A 16,936-nucleotide genomic window follows, 5' to 3' on the forward strand; every position below is an offset into this window, starting at 1 on the left:
TGTGCTTTTGTTTCATGAGTCATTTGTAATTAACGCACTTCCTCTTGTTGAGGGAGGTCTTGTTGTCTTAGCTTCTCATTTTTCAGCGTACGGTTGAGTAATTGGCTGTAAATTGGCTGCCCACCAAACATTTGAGCAATGATTACCGCACCTAAGCAGGTGATGATCAACGGCAGTATTAGGTAGTAGTTATTGGTCATTTCAATAACCAATAGAATACCAGTGATAGGTGCTCGCACGGTGGCGGCAAATAACGCGCCCATACCAGCAATCGCAAACATGCCCGGCTCAATATTCAGTTCAGGGAAGAATGCCGCAGCGATAAGCCCGAACGCATAACCAAAGAGTGTTCCTAGAGCAAGCATTGGTGCAAAGATACCACCCGGTGCACCAGAGCCGAAACAAAGTAGCGTGGTGAGCACGCGCCCTAAGAAGATTAACAGCAGCACGTTTGCGCTGTAGTTGCCATTAGTGATGTTCGGGATGATACCAATACCACCCCCAGTCAACTCCGGTATATAGAGCAGCAATAAGCCAAAGCAACCGCCCAGCAGGGAACCTGTCATTAAGTAGCGTTTACGGTCATTCTTGTGTATTGCCACAAACAGGTCTTGCGAAAGTGTAATCAGTTTATTGAAAATCACACCAAACAGGCCGAACAATACGCCTAACAACAAGAATAACCACAGAGCATCCAGTTCAGGCGGTTGGTATTGAGGCATTGTGATAACGGCAGATTGGCCATTGATAGAACGAAACACAATGTTGGCTGAAATCGCTGAGATGATGACGGCTTTGATCGATATGAGTGAGTAGCGAAACTGTGGTCTCATCTCCTCGACTACAAACATGATGCCAGCCAGTGGTGCATTGAATGCGGCGGCTAAACCACCTGCGGCACCGGAAGCTAATAGTGAGTGGCGAGTGTCGTCATCTTTGACTCGAAAGATATCGGTGACCATGCGACCAATACTGCCGCCCATTTGAACGGTTGGTCCTTCTCGACCTAAAACCATCCCAGAACCTAATGCGCCCATACCGCCAAAGAATTTTACTGGCAATACTCTCCACCATCGAACAGGGCGCATACCGTCCATCGCCCCTTCAATTTCAGGGATGCCTGAGCCTGCAGCCTCTGGAGCAAAGCGATGAACGAGGAAGTAACCAATAAAGGCAAATGCAGCACTAATAAGGAAAGCGGCGAGCCAAAGGGGTAAATAGCTGCCGATTTCATCTTTAAGCCAATCGGTACGAGTTTCTGTGATGAAATGAACCGCGACTTCGAAATAGGTACCCACCACGCCAGCAAGTACACCTACAATACAAGAAAGAAAGAGAACGGAAGCTGGGGTCTTATCCCTTGAGAGAAATTGATTCATAGCATCCCTTGGCATTTTGGCTAGTAGGGACTGCTTAATTTTCTCTCTTCTGGTCATTGAGATAAGGCTCCTGAATAGGTTGAGGCGGGCTTGCCGTAAATTATACGCTTCCTCTGCATATCCTATAGTAACAAAGATGGAAAGTTGAATTTCATTTATGGAATGTGCGTGTTACATAAATGGAATCTATGGGCAATTGTGGAATCGCCGTCACAATTTTGATCGTTTCTCTGGTGGCGGCTTGAATATCCCCAAAAATGAACCATAGTTAAATCGTAAAGCAACATAACGAACCGCAAGGAGAAGTGAGGTTTTACACACAATTTGGATGGATTCAGAAACAAAGTTTTAGTTCCTCGTTAAATGTTCAGGTCGATATTTAAGGCTTCCTGATTCGCGAACTCACGATTGAGTAACGAGGGTGAGGCGTACTGATAAGTACGCCTTTAGTCTGTCTGGAGCATCCCATTTCCGCATTCTGCCTCTACTGCCTATCTCTTCAGATTATTTTCGCGCTAACCTTTATTAACTAATCTCAGTGTAATACCAATCGTAGTAAATAATTGGTCACCCTAGCTGGTTAAAATGCTCGATAACTGGGTTATAATTTTTTATTGTAGAATAACTACTTATCAAAAAATCACGCCTTGTTCTCAAGCCTTTTTCCTGCGCTATTTCTGAACACTTACTTACTGTGATTGGTATAAACAATCGATTGGGGTCAACTTTTTAGTGATTGAGTATATACTCCCTTAAAAAGGAGAACTGATATGACTAAAAAAGTTCCTACAAATATTATTACGGGTTTCTTGGGTGTTGGTAAAACGACAGCCATTTTGAACCTGTTAAAAAATAAACCTGAAAATGAAAACTGGGCTGTTCTGGTTAATGAGTTTGGGGAAATTGGTATTGATGGTGCATTGATGACAGATCAAGGCGCTTTGATTAAAGAAGTACCGGGTGGCTGCATGTGTTGTACAGCAGGCGTTCCTATGTCGGTGGGCATTAATGCCTTACTTCGCCAAAAGCCAGATCGTTTATTGATTGAGCCAACAGGGCTTGGTCACCCTAAACAAGTGATTGCAACGTTAACTTCAGAACAATACACACCTTATGTTGATTTAAAAGCGACGCTTGGTTTGGTAGACCCACGCAATCTATCTAATGAGAAATACACGTCTAATCAGAACTTTAATGATCAATTAGATAGTGCAGATGTGATTCTAGGCACCAAGGTCGACCTTGTGCATTCTGAAGATATCGATGTGTTTAATGATTGGGTGACTGATCAAACGCCAGCAAAAGTCTTCCATAAGCTAATCCATGACGGCGAAGTGCCACTGGAAGTGTTGGACATTGAAAGAGTGTATGGCAGTGCTTCATCTCATATTGAAGCGCACCATCACGATCACGCTGAACAAGAACCTCAATTCCAACTTCCTCCCGGTGAAGCTTTCATCCGTAAAGAGAATAAAGGACAGGGTTATTTTAGTTGTGGATGGTTGTTTGGTGCAGAGTATAAGTTCGACTTTGATCCACTATTCTCAATGTTGTCTGATTTGACGGCTGAACGTGTAAAAGCCGTGGTGAATACAGACCAAGGTTGCTACGCGTTTAACGTGGCGAATCAAGTCGTGTCAGTCAATGAAATCACACTCGATGGCTTTGAATCTCGACTGGAAGTGATCGACTCACAGCTAATGCCATGGGGCGATCTCGAACAGATTCTGCTCAAGCTGTGTGGCATCAAATAGCGCTATTTTTTCTGTTTTAACTAAGGATCTTGGTGTTTACTTCGTTTTAAGCGGTGCAAACACCAGATTAAATGAGAAAGTTTGCGTCATATCACGATAAATGTGAGATAAATCACTCTAATTACTTTATAGTGCTCGGCTGAAATAAGAATGTAGGCTGTCTGCTTAAGGAACCCGTAACAATGTCATTTTCCTCTCAAGGTTTTGCTCCTGAATTAGTCAAAGCGTTGACTGAGTGTGGTTATGAAAAACTCACTCCAATTCAACAAAAAGCGATTCCAATGGCTCGTAAAGGCCATGATATTTTTGCTACTGCTCAAACCGGTACGGGTAAAACAGCGGCATTCTCATTGCCTGTTATTCAGCACCTACTGAACAGCGGTAAAAAAGCATCTCGAGGAACGGCTCGCGGCCTTATTCTTGCTCCAACTCGTGAGCTTGCTGCGCAGATCGCTCAAAACATCAAAGACTACGTTAAATACACTGAACTAAGCGTTTCAGCGGTTTACGGTGGTAACAAGATGTCTTCACAGGTTCGTCAATTAGAGCTGGGTGTGGATATTCTGGTTGCGACTCCGGGCCGTTTAGAAGAGCACTTAGAAGCGGGTAACGTGTCTATTGCTAACCTAGAGTTCCTAGTGTTTGATGAAGCTGACCGTATCCTAGATATGGGTTTCATCAATGCTGTTCGTAAAATCATGCTGGATGTAGAAACATCGCCACAAATCATGATGTTCTCGGCGACAACATCGACTCAGTTGAATCAACTGTCAGTAGATATTTTACGTAAACCAAAACGTATTAGTGTTGAGCGTGAAAACTCAACGGCTGCTACTGTCGGCCACGTGGTTTACCCAGTGGATCAAGAACGTAAAACAGAACTGCTTTCTGAACTGATTGGTCGTAAAAACTGGCGCCAAGTGCTTGTTTTTGTGAACTACAAAGAAACAGCGAATGACGTGGTTAAAGAGCTTAAGCTAGACGGCATTAAAGCAGTACTGTGCCATGGTGATAAGGCGCAAAGTGCTCGTCGTCGTGCTCTAGACGATTTTAAAGAAGGTAAAGCGCGTGTAATGGTAGCAACAGACGTTGCGGCTCGTGGTCTTGATATCGAAGACTTACCACACGTAATCAACTACGACATGCCTTTCCTAGCAGAAGACTATGTTCACCGTATTGGCCGTACAGGTCGTGCAGGTAAGCAAGGTCATGCTGTCTCTTTCGTTAACCGCGAAGAAGAGTTAACCGTGGTTCAGGTTGAGAAATTGATTCAACAACGTATTCGTCGTGTCGAACAACCAGGTTACGAACCGAAGAAGCGCGACGCTTACATTGAAAAGCTGAACACCAAGTCGGCTTACAAAAACCGCCAAGGTCGTAAGAACAACGCGAACGAAGAGCCTCAAGATCAAGCGAGTGCAGAACGTCGTTTGACTATGATGAAGCGAATTAAAAACCGTCGTAAGTAAAATTACGGTTGGTAATGAAAAAGAGCCACTGTATTGTGGCTCTTTTTCGTTGTGTCGCTAAATACAAGGTCGCTCCTTACAAAGACAGTTCAACAAGCTAAAACACTCAAATAAAAATAAGTCGATAAGGTAATAATATGGATAGCGCGCTACTTTGGGCTTTTATTCCCACGTTTTTCTTTGTGTCAATCACACCTGGCATGTGTATGACCTTGGCGTTAACGTTGGGCATGAGCATCGGTTACAAGCGTACATTATGGATGATGATCGGTGAACTGGCCGGAGTTGCTGTGGTTTCGGTCGCCGCTGTATTAGGTATCGCTTCAATTATGCTGAATTACCCATGGCTATTTACAGGCTTCAAGTTTGTGGGCGCAGGGTACTTGTTCTATTTAGGCGTTCAAATGTGGCGTTCAAGAGGTAAACTGGCGATCAGTACAGATAATCAAGAAGCTCAAGTGAACAATGATTGGGACTTGGTAGTTCAAGGTTTTGTTACTGCGATTGCGAACCCGAAGGGGTGGGCATTTATGATCTCTCTGCTTCCTCCTTTCATTAACAGCAGTAAAGATTTAGCGCCTCAACTGATGATTTTGGTGTCTATTATCTTGGCTTCTGAATTTGTTTGTATGACTCTGTACGCGACAGGCGGTAAGAGCCTTAAACACATGCTCGGCAAGGCTGACAATGTGAAGTTGATGAACCGTATCGCCGGCACGCTAATGATGGGCGTGGGGGTATGGTTGTTCGTGAGTTAATTCTGCTTTAACGACAACGGGTAGAGAGATCCCCGACTCAGTCGTTCCTCCTTCTCGAGGATGACGCGTGCTTGGGATGATGAGTACTTAGGATTACGGTGAGTTTTGAAAATTCGGATTCTTACTTAAACCAAAGAATGAATAGAATATAAAAAGAGCGATAGGGCAATTAGCCTTATCGCTCTTTTTGATTTTACTTAGCTAGCGAACAGAAACTAGATAGCAGTAAGATTGCTGACCTTAGCTAGATTTGCTTATTAAACCGCGATTTCACCACTGTCTTCACGGCGAATGACAACTGTCGATGCTCTCGGGCGAACATTGCCTTGAGTTTGAGCCGTTGCATCTTCAGACGATGGCCAGTTTGCTGGGTGTTGAATGTTCACGAACAGTGATTTGAAGTCTGGGCTGATAGTAAAGCCAGTCACTTCACAACCGTTTGGACCAACAAAGAAGCGCTTAAGTTGTGCTTGGTTGTTAGCATCGATCACCGCGCTGTTGCCTTTATCATCCGTTAACTGAGACGGAACCACAGCCAGCATTTGGTCGTTGGTGTAGCCCGTTACTTCGTCTGCGCCGTTATCAGTTTGAATCCACAGGATGCCACGAGCATCAAACGCTAAGCCATCAGGGCTCGCGAATTGGTTCATGTCTGTTAGACCAGAGCGGTTGATAGACTTGTCTTCTACTGCAGGTGAACCGAATACAAAGATATCCCAATCAAATTCGCCTGCCATTTTGCCTTCGTCCCAACGGATAACATGACCAAACTTATTGTTTACGCGAGGGTTCGCTGAATTGGCTTCTTTACGCTTGTTGTTATTAGTTAGCGTTAGGTAAGCGGTACCTGTCATTGGGTCTACAGAGCACCATTCAGGGCGATCCATTGGCGTTGCGCCTACAAGGTCGGCTGCACCTGCGGTATTAACGATAAGTGCTGCTTGAGAGTCAAACGTATCACCTAGCTTGCCACCGTTGGTGGTTTTGCTGTTTAGTGTTAGCGGTAACCATGTGCCCGAACCATCATCGTTGAACTTAGCTACGTAAAGCGTGCCTTTGTCCATGTATTTGTCGCCCGCACTTAGTCGGTTGCTTGGCTCAGCGTCACGCGGGTCCCATTTCGCTTCAGAAACAAATTTGTATAGGTATTCGAAACGAGAATCGTGGCCAGAGTAGAATACGATCGGCTCGCTTTCGGTTAGCTTACCAAACGTACAACCTTCATGACGGAAACAACCCAGAGCAGATCGCTTCTTAGCACGTGAGTTTGCTGTGTATGGGTCGATCTCAACAATGTAGCCGTGACCGTGTGCTTCGTTACGGTAATCGTCCATTGGAGAATCAGCGGTTGGTGTCACGTCAAAACGTGCAAACTCATCCAAGCGTTCTTGTTTGTCACCAGAAAGCGTGTCCCAACCGTAGCGAGTTTTGTCAGTAGCGATGCCGATACGTTCTTGAGCTGGTGTCGTTGTCCCTTTATTGACGAAGTAACCTGGCCAGTTCTCTTCGCAAGTTAGGTAAGTGCCCCAAGGTGTGTAGCCGTTGCCACAGTTATTTAATGTGCCGCGAGCTTGGCTGCCGTCTTGTGAGAATCTGGTTTTGGTAAACTCACTGTGAGCGACAGGGCCAGATAGATCCATTACGGTCGCGCCTGTGTAGCGGCGGTTAAGCGGATCGTTATCGACCATTACCCATTGGTTGTCTTCAAGCTTAACGCGAACAACACTCACGCCGTGTGCATTGATCTCTTTGCGTACTTCATCAATGTTAGGACGAGCGCCTTCATTGTATGTAGGACCATTAGCGTGCAGGGCTTTTTGGTCAATGTATTCGTGGTTGATCACCAACAAACCATCATTGCTGTTGCCATCAAGCGGGAAGAAGTGCATGCCATCGTGGTGCATTCCCAGTGCATTAGCTTGGTCTTGTGCGTTGTTTGTACCGTCTTTTAACCAAGCATTACCTTGTTTGTTAAGTGGCGTGCCCCAAGGAACGAGCACTTGTGCTGTGTAGCCTTTCGGTACGACAACACTGTCAGTCAATGAGCCTTTAACCGATTCAAATGCTAGCGTTGCGGTGCTTTTCTGCGCGCCCGTTGCTTGCATCGTTGCGGCGTTAGCTGTGCTGTGACCCGCTAAACCAAACGCGCCGAACGCTGTCATAGCACTAATGCCTAATCCGCCTTTTAATACGTTTCTTCTTGAAAGGTTTGCATCTAGAACTTCTTCGAAGGGTTTGTTTTTACTCTTATTAAAACGAGTGCTATCAAATGTTTCCTTGCTCATCGCGACTGCTTCCTATTGGCTGACTTTATTATTCGTTATTTATGACTTACCCATCTACTAACTAATTGGTTAATAAGTTGGGTAAATGTGTGACCAATCGTGAAGCAGTTAAGTGACAGGTTTTTATAGTTTTTATTAAGCTTTTGTTTCTGTAGCACGATTTTTGCCATAACACTTCTTATGCAAGACAAAACACTTGGGGATTGGGTTGGAACTGTGTATAAATGCTTAATCAAATGAAAAGAGAGACAGTTATGAAATTAGATAAAATCGAAAACAAAAATCGTCGCCTACGCAAAAAGCTATACCTAGGTGAATTCGCGATTCTGGGTTTTGAAGTAAGCTGCAAGACTTCGATTGCTGATTTTGACCAATACGATGTGTTCATTGACGAGTTCATCGATTTCATCGACAGCATCGGTCTATGCTTTGGTGGCGGTGGCCTAGAGCTGTTTGAAGGTTTCTTATGTTCTATCGAGCGTTACCGCTCAGTAACTGAAGCAGAACAACTGCAAGTTGCACAGTGGCTTGAAGCGCGTGCTGAAGTAACGAAAGTTGAAGTAAGCGAACTTATTGACGCAAACTACGCGTTCTAAATTGATGTTGTACTGTTAGCTTTTCTTAGAGGCCTATATGGCTTTTCGAACGAGCAACAATACACAAAAACAGAGGCCGAATCGGTATGTCGATTCGGCCTTTTTGCGTTTTATTCCTTTGTTATTCTATTTTTAACGTTTCCCTTTTGCTGTGTGATGCGACTAATTTCACTTAAATATCAGCGCTCTATGGCTACTTATCTGGGCTGTAATAAGTTTGGATAAACTTGTGAGACTTTTATGAGAATTCAATGAAGTTACTGATAGATTTGATCGCCATTCTTAGAGTCAACAACACCACAGTTCGTGGCTGACTAGATAACACGTAATTAAAAGTTATCCATTCGTCGGTCTCGAAAGGACTCAATAAAGGATGGAATCAAAATGAATAAACGTACTCAAATCAGCTTAGTGATTGGCTCAGCGATGTTCGCTTTTGGAGCTGTTCAAGCTCAGGCAGCCCAGCTTGAGGTGACAGTGACTAATGCGACGAAAGGGATCTACTTTACGCCAATCTTGGCAGCGGCTCATGATTCAAGCTTGTTCATGTTTAGAACGGGGGAGGCCGCTTCTGCTGAGTTGGAATCCATGGCGGAAGGCGGAGACATCTCGGGGTTATCTGGTGTCATCGCCAATGCGGGTGGTGTCGTCGTTGAGAACCCAGCTAGCGGCATTCTTGACCCAGGTGTCGCGACCACATTCGATATTGATACTGGCGATCTGGCTTACTTGTCACTCGGCGCGATGTTGTTGCCGACCAACGATGGCTTTGTTGGATTAGACAGCTGGAAGATCCCAACTCAAGCAGGTACCTATAAAGCCACACTGAATGGCTACGATGCAGGTACTGAAGCCAATGATGAGTTGGCTGGTAGCATGCCAAATCCGCCTTTCATTACGTTTGGCGCTGGTGGTACAGGTGTAGAGACTGCCGTGTCTAACGCTAAGGTTCATATTCATCCGGGCAACATTGGTGATAGTAATGCTGCAGGCGGTATTAGTGACCTTGACAGCAGTAGCCATCGCTGGTTAAACCCTGTGGCAACCATCACGATCGTTGTGAAGTAAGGGGGATGTATGAAAGCTAGAATTTTATTTATCGCTGCTTCTGTCGCCGTGTTAGCCGGTTGTCCTGATGATGACGATGATTACTACCGCTACGATGTGAGCGTTACCAACCTCACGCCCAATCAACCTATGTCGCCACTTGCGGTACTGACGCACAACACCAGTTTTGAACTGTTTGAGATCGGCCAAAGTGCTTCTGTTGACCTTGAATATTTAGCTGAAGGCGGTAGTAATGCTGAACTCATCGCGCTCAGCGACAGCGACGCTAATGTTTATCAAGGCATCTCAGGCAATGGGCTGATTCTTTCCGGAGAACAAGATACGGTTTCTATTCGTGTCGACCCAAACCAAGAAGGGTATATCTCTGTTGCTTCAATGCTAGTCAACACTAATGATGCGTTTGTTGGTGAATCTGGTTTATCGCTGAAATCGTTAGCGGTGGGTGACACGTTCACGATGAATATGAATGTGTGGGATTCAGGAACGGAGCTCAACGACGAGCTTGCAGAAACCATTCCTGGGCCTGCTGGTGGTGGGGAAGGTTTTAACAGTGATAGAAACGACACCGATGTCGTCAGCTTCCACTCTGGTGTCATCAGCCAAGATGATGGTCTAGCTACCTCTGCATTAAGTGGCAATCATCGCTTCCTTAACCCCGGTGCGCGAATCACCATTACTCGCACTGAGTAACTGGTTGAACACACGATGAAAGAATTCCTGCTCTGTTCCGGTCAATTGAAAGGTGGGCAGACTCCGAATAGAGCAGGGATAATGAACAGTGCTGCGGTAAATTTGATGGCAAACATATTGTTGGTTGAAGATGATGACGACTTGGCCGAGCTAGTGCAGATGCACCTCAAGTTCCAAGGGCATGATGTTGTAAGAACCAACTCAATTGAAAAGGCTCAAGCGCTATATCAGGGAAGCCAGTTTGATTTGATCGTGCTTGATCGAGGCTTACCTGATGGCGATGGTCTCGATTTCTGTCGATTGTTACGTCAGCAAGAAGACTGGAGGCCTGTTCTAATGCTTACAGCAAGAGATACTGAGCTAGATAAGGTGTCGGGTTTAGAAGCTGGGGTTGATGACTACATAACCAAGCCTTTCAGTGTGCTCGAGTTTCAAGCTCGAGTAAGGAGCGTACTGCGTCGCTTAAGTCACTCTGAAGCAACAGTGAAAGATCCGCAATCACCCGAATCCGTAATGAACTTTGGTGGGCTTACCATCCAACCTGAGCGTCATCAGGTTTCTTTGAATAATCAAGATGTCCCACTGACAGCAACCGAGTTTACGTTACTGCACTTTTTAGCCACCCGACCGGGACGTGTCTATAGCAAAGACGAACTGCTCAATCACGTTTGGAATACAGATCATTCTGGATATCACCACACGGTGTGTAGCACGGTTAACCGCTTGAGAACTAAGTTGGCCATGCCGAATAGCGACGATGATTTCATTAAAACCGTTTGGGGTGTTGGTTATAAGTTCGAGTCGAAAGTTTAGACCTATGTGTAGCGTCCTAAGCTTAAGAGCCATCGAGGAGAGAACATGAGTTTCAAATCGCGTTTAGTGTTGTTTACCAGTTTGTGGTTTCTGCTCGTGAGTGTAGTGATTGCCTATACCTATCATTGGCAAAAAGAGACCATAGAACAAAGAACTAAACAAAGCTTACACAAAGAGCTCGCGGTTCACATGCGCGATGATAACCCTCTGATGATTGGGACTGACTACAACCCCAAAGCCCTTAAATCCATATTTCATACCTTGATGTTGATTGGTCCCGATTTCGACATTTATTTTCTCGACAGCCAAGGAAATATCACGACGCACGCTGCGCCAGAAGGCACTGTGTTGGCAAGCCAGATAGACTTAGCACCCATTAGACAATTTTTAAATGACGAGCCTTATCCGATTCTTGGCGAAGACCCGATCAATCCTGATTCTCGTAAGGTATTTTCCGTTGCTGCGATTGAAGAGTTGGGTTCAACAGTTGGGTATCTGTATGTGTTGATTGGCAGTAATCGCCATACCGTGATTGCTAATTCGCAAGTCGACACACCTTATATGGCGCTAGCAGGACTTATGCTGATCTCTATCTTAGGTTTTGCGATTGGGGCTTACCTGCTCGTGAAGCGCAGCCTCTTAAACCCTATCGAAGAAGTTACAAACAAACTGCAGCAGCAAGCAGAACAAGATTTCCGTCTTGACCCCAACTTCATTCATCAAGTACCGGAGTTGGTGCCGATTGCACGCTCTTATCAGTTGATGGCGAAACACATTCAACAGCAATTCTTACAGCTTGAATATCAGTCATCACATCGCAGACAAAGCTTATTGCAGCTCAGTCATGATTTGAAAACGCCATTGTCGAGCGTGTTGGGTTATCTAGAAACGTGGAAGATTCAAAACCCGCAATCAGACCCATTAATTGACGTTGCTTACCGCAATGGCAATAAGTTGTCTGAACAGCTCCATTCACTGCTCGACAGTGCCAAACATGACAATTCTGTTCCTACCTATCAATACGTGTCGATAGATTTGAATGGGTTACTGAGTGAGTGCTTAGAAACGATTCAAAGTCAGTACCGTCATAAAGATGTCGAACTTAAGGTGGATATGCCTGATGGAGTAAAAGCGGCTGGTGACAGTGACTTGCTTGAAAGGTTGATTTTGAACTTGTTAGACAATGCGTTGAGGCATAGCCCAAGTGGCACAGCAGTTTCACTGAGTGTGGATTTAGAACCGGACTCGAAGCGAGTGAGAGTCGTGATTCACAATGAGGTGGAGCAGGAAGCACCGAATGGTTCATTGGGCATAGGAACCAAGATCGCTCAGTCGATACTGATGTTGCATCACAGTGTGCTAGAAACAACAAAGGCAGAGAACTCATTCCAGCAAAGTTTTTATTTGCCTTCGATATAGCTCTTTCTGCCTTTGGAATTTGCTGGGCTGTTTTTGAATTGCAGCCTGCTAAAGATTAAGCGAGGTTATGCGTCTTTCTTCTCTTCGTTGCCTTCATTTATTTTTGCGTAGAAGTGAAGCAACTCAGTTAACTCTTTAACCCAACCGAATGCATCTTTAGGTGCGTTCTTTAAGAGCTTCTCTACTTTTTCGCAGTGCACTTCGATTGCGATTGCTTCTTCAAGGTTGAAAGATATCGAATAGAAGTGCCAAAGCAGTAGGCGAGTCATGCGCTCGATGTTTTGTTGTGAGTTATCCGACTCAGAAAACGCTAGGTTTACTTCGCCAAGCGCAATAGCCGTCATTCGCAGCATCGCATCGAATTTTGCCGACTGCATGCGCTCTTCGCTGGTTACTTCTTCTTGTTCGAACGTGAACAATTCTGTCATTGCGTCTTCAGGAACAAGGCGATGGATCATTCTTAAACTAAATTCTTCTAGTTCATGGCGAGGCATGGTGATTAAACAATTTAAGGTATAGTCGCGTTGCATGGTGTTCTCTTGAATCTGCAAAAAGGTCGGACAGTTTAATGGAGAAGCGAGCTTAGAAAAAGCAGATTTTAGATAAGCCTATCTTTGTAGGCTTATCTGGGTGCCACGTATTTGAAAACTAGTGGAAATGGTGAACATCAACAGCATTACGCTTTACTATGGCTTGGCGGCTGATATTGCATGGATTGGTCGTTTCTCATAAAGATATTGCTCGCGACCAAGCTACCAATGCAAATAGAACCAAGGGCAAGCCAAGTCATCGTATCTGGAACTTCGTTAAACAATGGAATTGCCAATAGTGTCGCCACGGCAGGTGTCGCGCTTCCAAACGCAGCAGAACGCTCTGCCCCTAAGGTATTAACCGCATATAGGTAAGTGAATGCGGCAATCAAACCCGCTCCAACACCTTGTACCATTGAATGAATGGCTAGCTCTGCGAAAGGCCATTGAGCGAAAGGGGTATCCATTAAATGGCTAGGGAGCTTTCCGGTGAGGATAAGCAGCACTAACAACAAAGTAGAGCAGAGAGAAATAAACCCTGCACTGACCAAAGCATCTAGGTTGGCGACACGGGCAGAGATAGTGAAGGTTGCCCACATCAAGCTCCCGCACAGGAACAGTAAGTGACCTTTGGTGTATTCAAAATTGAAGCTAGTCAAACTGCTCCCCAAGAACATCACAATACCAAGTAGCACCAAAGCTAGGCCAAGGATTCGGTGGCGGCTAAGTGGTTGCTTGAAAAAAAACACCGCAATTCCAGTAACAAACAGAGGTAGTGTTCCGGGCACTAAAGCACTGCCGTGAGAAACAGGTACAAACTGCATGGCTGTACCTGCAACCAGCAGATAAGGCAGACCACTACCGACAAACATACCTGCTAAGTAACGGTTAGGGACGACTACAATGGCGCAGCGTGCTTTCCACATCAAAGGTAATAGCACCAAAGCCGGTATGAGAAATCTTGTGAGAGCGATATCTGCAGGTGTTAAATCTGAATTCGCGCCGCCTTTAAGAGAAAGGAAAAAGCTCGCCCAGATCAGCAGAGTGACGGTAATTGATAGATAGCCAAGGTTCATAATAAACAATGAAAGTGAATGATGACTAATTATGGAGGAGAGCTCGTGCCTCAAGTTGGCAAGTTTCGTTCTAACTTGACCTATCATTGAGGATTTCTGCTAACATTCTTTCAATTGTTAACGAATTGAACTAATGAATGGCTTTCACTATGGACAGAATTGATAGACATCTTCTCGAGTTGCTGCAAAAGGACGGTAGATTGACCACAGCAGAGTTAGCTGATGAAGTCGGCTTATCCCCGTCACCTTGTGCTAGACGTATCAAAAGGCTTGAAGAAAAAGGCATTATCGACGGTTACCGCGTGAGCTTATCTCGAGAGAAGGTGGGTGTGGCGATGAGTGTGTTTGTCGAAGTGAGCCTAAACAACCACCAAGAAGTGTCGATCGATAAGTTCGAAGGTGCCATTGTCGAGATGGAGGAGGTGATCAGCTGCCATGTCGTTTCTGGCGCTTATGATTATCTGTTAGAAGTCGTTAGCCCGAACCTGATGGCCTATGAAGCGTTTACCAGAAAGCTTCAGCGTCTCTCTAACGTTAAAGACATCCATACTCATCTCGCGATAAGACAAGTGAAAGGCAATGCGCCGCTTCCTGTTTACACCGACTAAGCAGAGGGAAAGGGTGAGTGTTATCGAGTATAGTGAGCTGAAAACGAAATGGTTTGATCTTTGGATAACAATGCGAAGGTGACAAAAGATCTTCCACAAAATGACAAAATCACGGCAATAAAAAACGGAGCACCTCGTGAAAGGTACTCCGTATATGATAGGTGCAAAACTTAGTGATACTTAAAGTGAGAGATTGAACAATCCCCAGTTTGTGCATTAATTCTGAATGAAAAAGCATGTGAATGGTAATCCACACCATCATTCCAAATTGTTTCTCCAAATATCTTACATAGCTCTAGCTCACTTACTGAACCGAACTCTTCCATGTGTTTAGCTACAGATAAAAGTTTACCTCTTATCTCTGCAGTCCATTCCGTGTTACTCAAGCAGTTGAAAGCCATAGTCTTTTGCATATTACCTAGCCAAAATGTTTCTTGTTATTAAGTTATATGAAGATTCATGATAACAATTTTCTGGCGTTTGTAAATCTATTTTGTGATGAATATCTCACATACTCGCTTGCATTGGTCGGAAATTGAACTTGATTGTTGATAGTTAGCACATTAGTTTTACAACTTATTGATAAAGCTTTGATTAGCGAGCTCTTAGAATATTATGAACTGGGTAGAACATATTTATCGGAAAAGTCCAGTCGAATAGTGAGGTGATCTAATGGTTTCTTCAGTTTGATACATCGCTTACCGGTTGGTTTGTGTGGCGTGCTTCATCAAGCATCGTAGCTTCTCTACGGTATATTGTAGACAGCTGCCGAAATTTTTCACTGAGTGTATAGAGATCTCGAGAGAGTGATTGTGAGCTTTGTACGTGCACCTGCGCACTTTCTGTTTGTCTCGGTAGTTTTGCTCTAGCACAATGTTTAGCGACGGCTTGCCAAGAATGTGTGAGAGACTCAGCCCCATCTAACTCGGTAGACACAACGTATGCCTGTTTTAATAGAACCTCAGAGACATTGTAAGCGGTATTCATATGACTATTGAGCTGTACATTAAACCTTTGTTCGTACTTTGCCCAAAGCTTAATGATCTGCTTTTTGGTGAAATGTTTGGATAACAGCGTTTGTGACTTGTAGGTTGAGAGAACTTGGTTGAATTCTTTGGTGTATTGGTTGTAACGTCCTTCAAATGAGAGCTGGCGATCCAACAGTATTTGCCAGTTTTCACTGCTACATTGGTTTGCTAGCACGACATTAGTACTCAAAGGTACACACACAATGATAACCTTCACCCAAAAACTCATGACTTTCCTCTACTTACCGCGTTCTCTATATAGAGTATAGATGAGCAGCAGCATGAGTTGGTGTACACTTGAACCATACCTAAAACGGAAGAGCTGGTGGATTTGATGAAAAAAGCGCTGATCGCTTTACTTGTGTTGTTAATATTGGGAGGAGGAGCTGCGTATTACTTCTTGATCATGAATAAAGCCCCAATTCCACCAGAGAAAATAGAAGAGCCAGCTGTAGAAGTTACTCAGCAGTCAGAATCTGACCTTGCACCCATAATGGATCTTCAGCCTGAACCAGAACAGACGGAATTTTACGTTTTGGATAGAAAGCTTGAAGTGGTAGAACAGCCTGAAATTGATGGGTTGATAACAGATTATCTCTACAAAGGTGAAAAGATCGAAGTGTTAGAGAAACAAGGCGAATGGGCTCGTATCTCTGATTATATTGTTCTCAAAGAAGGTGGCCCGCAGACAGCTGAATGGGTGTCTATGTCAGGTCTATCTAATGATGAAGTGATTATCTCAGAAAAAGAAAGCAAAGAGATATTAGATTCCTATTTGGTTAAGTCTGATGACCTCAAGATTCATCAAGAGAAATTCCGTAATTCGGTGGCTAAACTGATCTCTGAAGGGGAGTGTGTCCCAAGTGATTTTGAAGAACTCGGCGGGTGGGTGAAATCGGTTAAGTACAGCAATCGAGATGTTTATTTTATTTATTGTGGTGGGTTGTCCCTTGAAAATAAAATTTATCTTGATGTAAATACAAATGAAATATTTATGAGGTAGAACCCCACGCTCTATTTATTAATAATGTTTACTTAAGCCCACTCATAGATTGAGTGGGCTTTTTTTGCCTATTCATAATGTTCAGTTTTCCAATCCAGAACGTTAATTATATTGAGTTTTATATGGAATGATAAGGAACCATTTATTAATGGCTAATAAGAGTTTTATTATTATTACCATGATCAATCGTTTCAAAATCTCACTTTGCATTCTTCTTGAAACAAGCTAAGAAATATGGGTTTATCTCTTGTTAACAATGACTTATCTACTTGGTGATAAAGTTAAAAGTAAATAAATCTTTTTGATATCAGTATCTTGCATTAATTTACATGTTCGCAACATTTCATTGGTTTTGAGAGGGAAGTCAAGTTTTTAATCATAAGATATAAATATTTTCCATTTGTAATAATATTTTTTGATTTTGAGTTGTAGGGTTTAATTAAAGCAAAACGTAAAGTTT

General features: G+C 43.9%; 16 protein-coding genes. 10 read left to right on the forward strand and 6 right to left on the reverse strand.

The window, feature by feature from the left end; translation table 11 throughout:
* Positions 1-29: 29 nt before the first annotated feature.
* On the reverse strand, positions 30-1,436 hold the full coding sequence (gene clcA / locus AB8613_RS21695) for a H(+)/Cl(-) exchange transporter ClcA (protein WP_146490736.1): 1,407 nt from the start codon (positions 1,434-1,436) through the stop codon (positions 30-32).
* A gap of 713 nt (positions 1,437-2,149) precedes the next feature.
* Here clcA and AB8613_RS21700 point away from each other — a divergent pair.
* From AB8613_RS21700 to AB8613_RS21710, 3 genes are all read left to right on the forward strand, one after another.
* Positions 2,150-3,133, forward strand: coding sequence for a GTP-binding protein (locus AB8613_RS21700; protein ID WP_372385017.1), 984 nt, complete (start codon positions 2,150-2,152; stop codon positions 3,131-3,133).
* Positions 3,134-3,315: 182 nt separating this feature from the next.
* Complete coding sequence (locus tag AB8613_RS21705; protein ID WP_017631840.1) at positions 3,316-4,602, forward strand: DEAD/DEAH box helicase; 1,287 nt, start codon at positions 3,316-3,318, stop codon at positions 4,600-4,602.
* A gap of 137 nt (positions 4,603-4,739) precedes the next feature.
* The gene (locus tag AB8613_RS21710; protein WP_146490734.1) at positions 4,740-5,360 is read left to right on the forward strand and encodes a LysE family translocator; all 621 of its coding nucleotides are present in this window, start codon (positions 4,740-4,742) and stop codon (positions 5,358-5,360) included.
* A gap of 257 nt (positions 5,361-5,617) precedes the next feature.
* Here AB8613_RS21710 and AB8613_RS21715 read toward each other — a convergent pair whose 3' ends face one another.
* Entirely contained in the window at positions 5,618-7,645 is a 2,028-nt protein-coding gene (locus AB8613_RS21715) for a PhoX family phosphatase (protein ID WP_372385018.1), read from the reverse strand.
* Positions 7,646-7,899: 254 nt separating this feature from the next.
* Here AB8613_RS21715 and AB8613_RS21720 point away from each other — a divergent pair, with 254 nt between their 5' ends.
* The 5 genes from AB8613_RS21720 to AB8613_RS21740 all read left to right on the forward strand — a co-directional run bounded on the left by AB8613_RS21720 (position 7,900) and on the right by AB8613_RS21740 (position 12,231).
* Entirely contained in the window at positions 7,900-8,241 is a 342-nt protein-coding gene (locus AB8613_RS21720; RefSeq protein ID WP_008219317.1) for a YggL family protein, read from the forward strand.
* A 384-nt stretch (positions 8,242-8,625) separates the two neighbouring features.
* A complete protein-coding gene (locus tag AB8613_RS21725) occupies positions 8,626-9,309 on the forward strand; it encodes a spondin domain-containing protein (RefSeq protein WP_285953578.1) in 684 nt (227 codons plus the stop codon).
* 9 nt (positions 9,310-9,318) lie between these two features.
* Positions 9,319-9,999 carry a spondin domain-containing protein gene (locus AB8613_RS21730; RefSeq protein WP_372385019.1) on the forward strand — a complete coding sequence of 227 codons (681 nt, stop codon included), beginning with the start codon at positions 9,319-9,321 and terminating at the stop codon, positions 9,997-9,999.
* 81 nt (positions 10,000-10,080) lie between these two features.
* Positions 10,081-10,812: a response regulator transcription factor gene (locus AB8613_RS21735; protein ID WP_327784972.1), complete on the forward strand. Its 732-nt coding sequence runs from the start codon at positions 10,081-10,083 to the stop codon at positions 10,810-10,812.
* A gap of 45 nt (positions 10,813-10,857) precedes the next feature.
* On the forward strand, positions 10,858-12,231 hold the full coding sequence (locus AB8613_RS21740) for a HAMP domain-containing sensor histidine kinase (RefSeq protein WP_327784895.1): 1,374 nt from the start codon (positions 10,858-10,860) through the stop codon (positions 12,229-12,231).
* Positions 12,232-12,296: 65 nt separating this feature from the next.
* Here the strand turns inward: AB8613_RS21740 and AB8613_RS21745 are convergent, their stop codons facing one another.
* On the reverse strand, positions 12,297-12,761 hold the full coding sequence (locus AB8613_RS21745) for an exoribonuclease R (protein ID WP_327784896.1): 465 nt from the start codon (positions 12,759-12,761) through the stop codon (positions 12,297-12,299).
* Between the two features lie 146 nt (positions 12,762-12,907).
* Entirely contained in the window at positions 12,908-13,837 is a 930-nt protein-coding gene (locus AB8613_RS21750) for a DMT family transporter (protein ID WP_372385020.1), read from the reverse strand.
* Between the two features lie 149 nt (positions 13,838-13,986).
* On the opposite strand from AB8613_RS21750, the gene AB8613_RS21755 reads away from it, so the two are divergent.
* Positions 13,987-14,445 carry an Lrp/AsnC family transcriptional regulator gene (locus AB8613_RS21755; RefSeq protein ID WP_102423585.1) on the forward strand — a complete coding sequence of 153 codons (459 nt, stop codon included), beginning with the start codon at positions 13,987-13,989 and terminating at the stop codon, positions 14,443-14,445.
* Positions 14,446-14,615: 170 nt separating this feature from the next.
* Here the strand turns inward: AB8613_RS21755 and AB8613_RS21760 are convergent, their stop codons facing one another.
* The gene (locus AB8613_RS21760) at positions 14,616-14,858 is read right to left on the reverse strand and encodes a hypothetical protein (protein WP_146490726.1); all 243 of its coding nucleotides are present in this window, start codon (positions 14,856-14,858) and stop codon (positions 14,616-14,618) included.
* Positions 14,859-15,126: 268 nt separating this feature from the next.
* Complete coding sequence (locus AB8613_RS21765; RefSeq protein WP_372385021.1) at positions 15,127-15,702, reverse strand: hypothetical protein; 576 nt, start codon at positions 15,700-15,702, stop codon at positions 15,127-15,129.
* Between the two features lie 96 nt (positions 15,703-15,798).
* On the opposite strand from AB8613_RS21765, the gene AB8613_RS21770 reads away from it, so the two are divergent.
* A complete protein-coding gene (locus AB8613_RS21770; protein ID WP_285953575.1) occupies positions 15,799-16,476 on the forward strand; it encodes an SH3 domain-containing protein in 678 nt (225 codons plus the stop codon).
* The last annotated feature ends 460 nt before the right edge of the window (positions 16,477-16,936 follow it).

It is taken from the genome of Vibrio sp. BS-M-Sm-2 (assembly GCF_041504345.1).
Lineage (GTDB): Bacteria > Pseudomonadota > Gammaproteobacteria > Enterobacterales > Vibrionaceae > Vibrio > Vibrio satsumensis.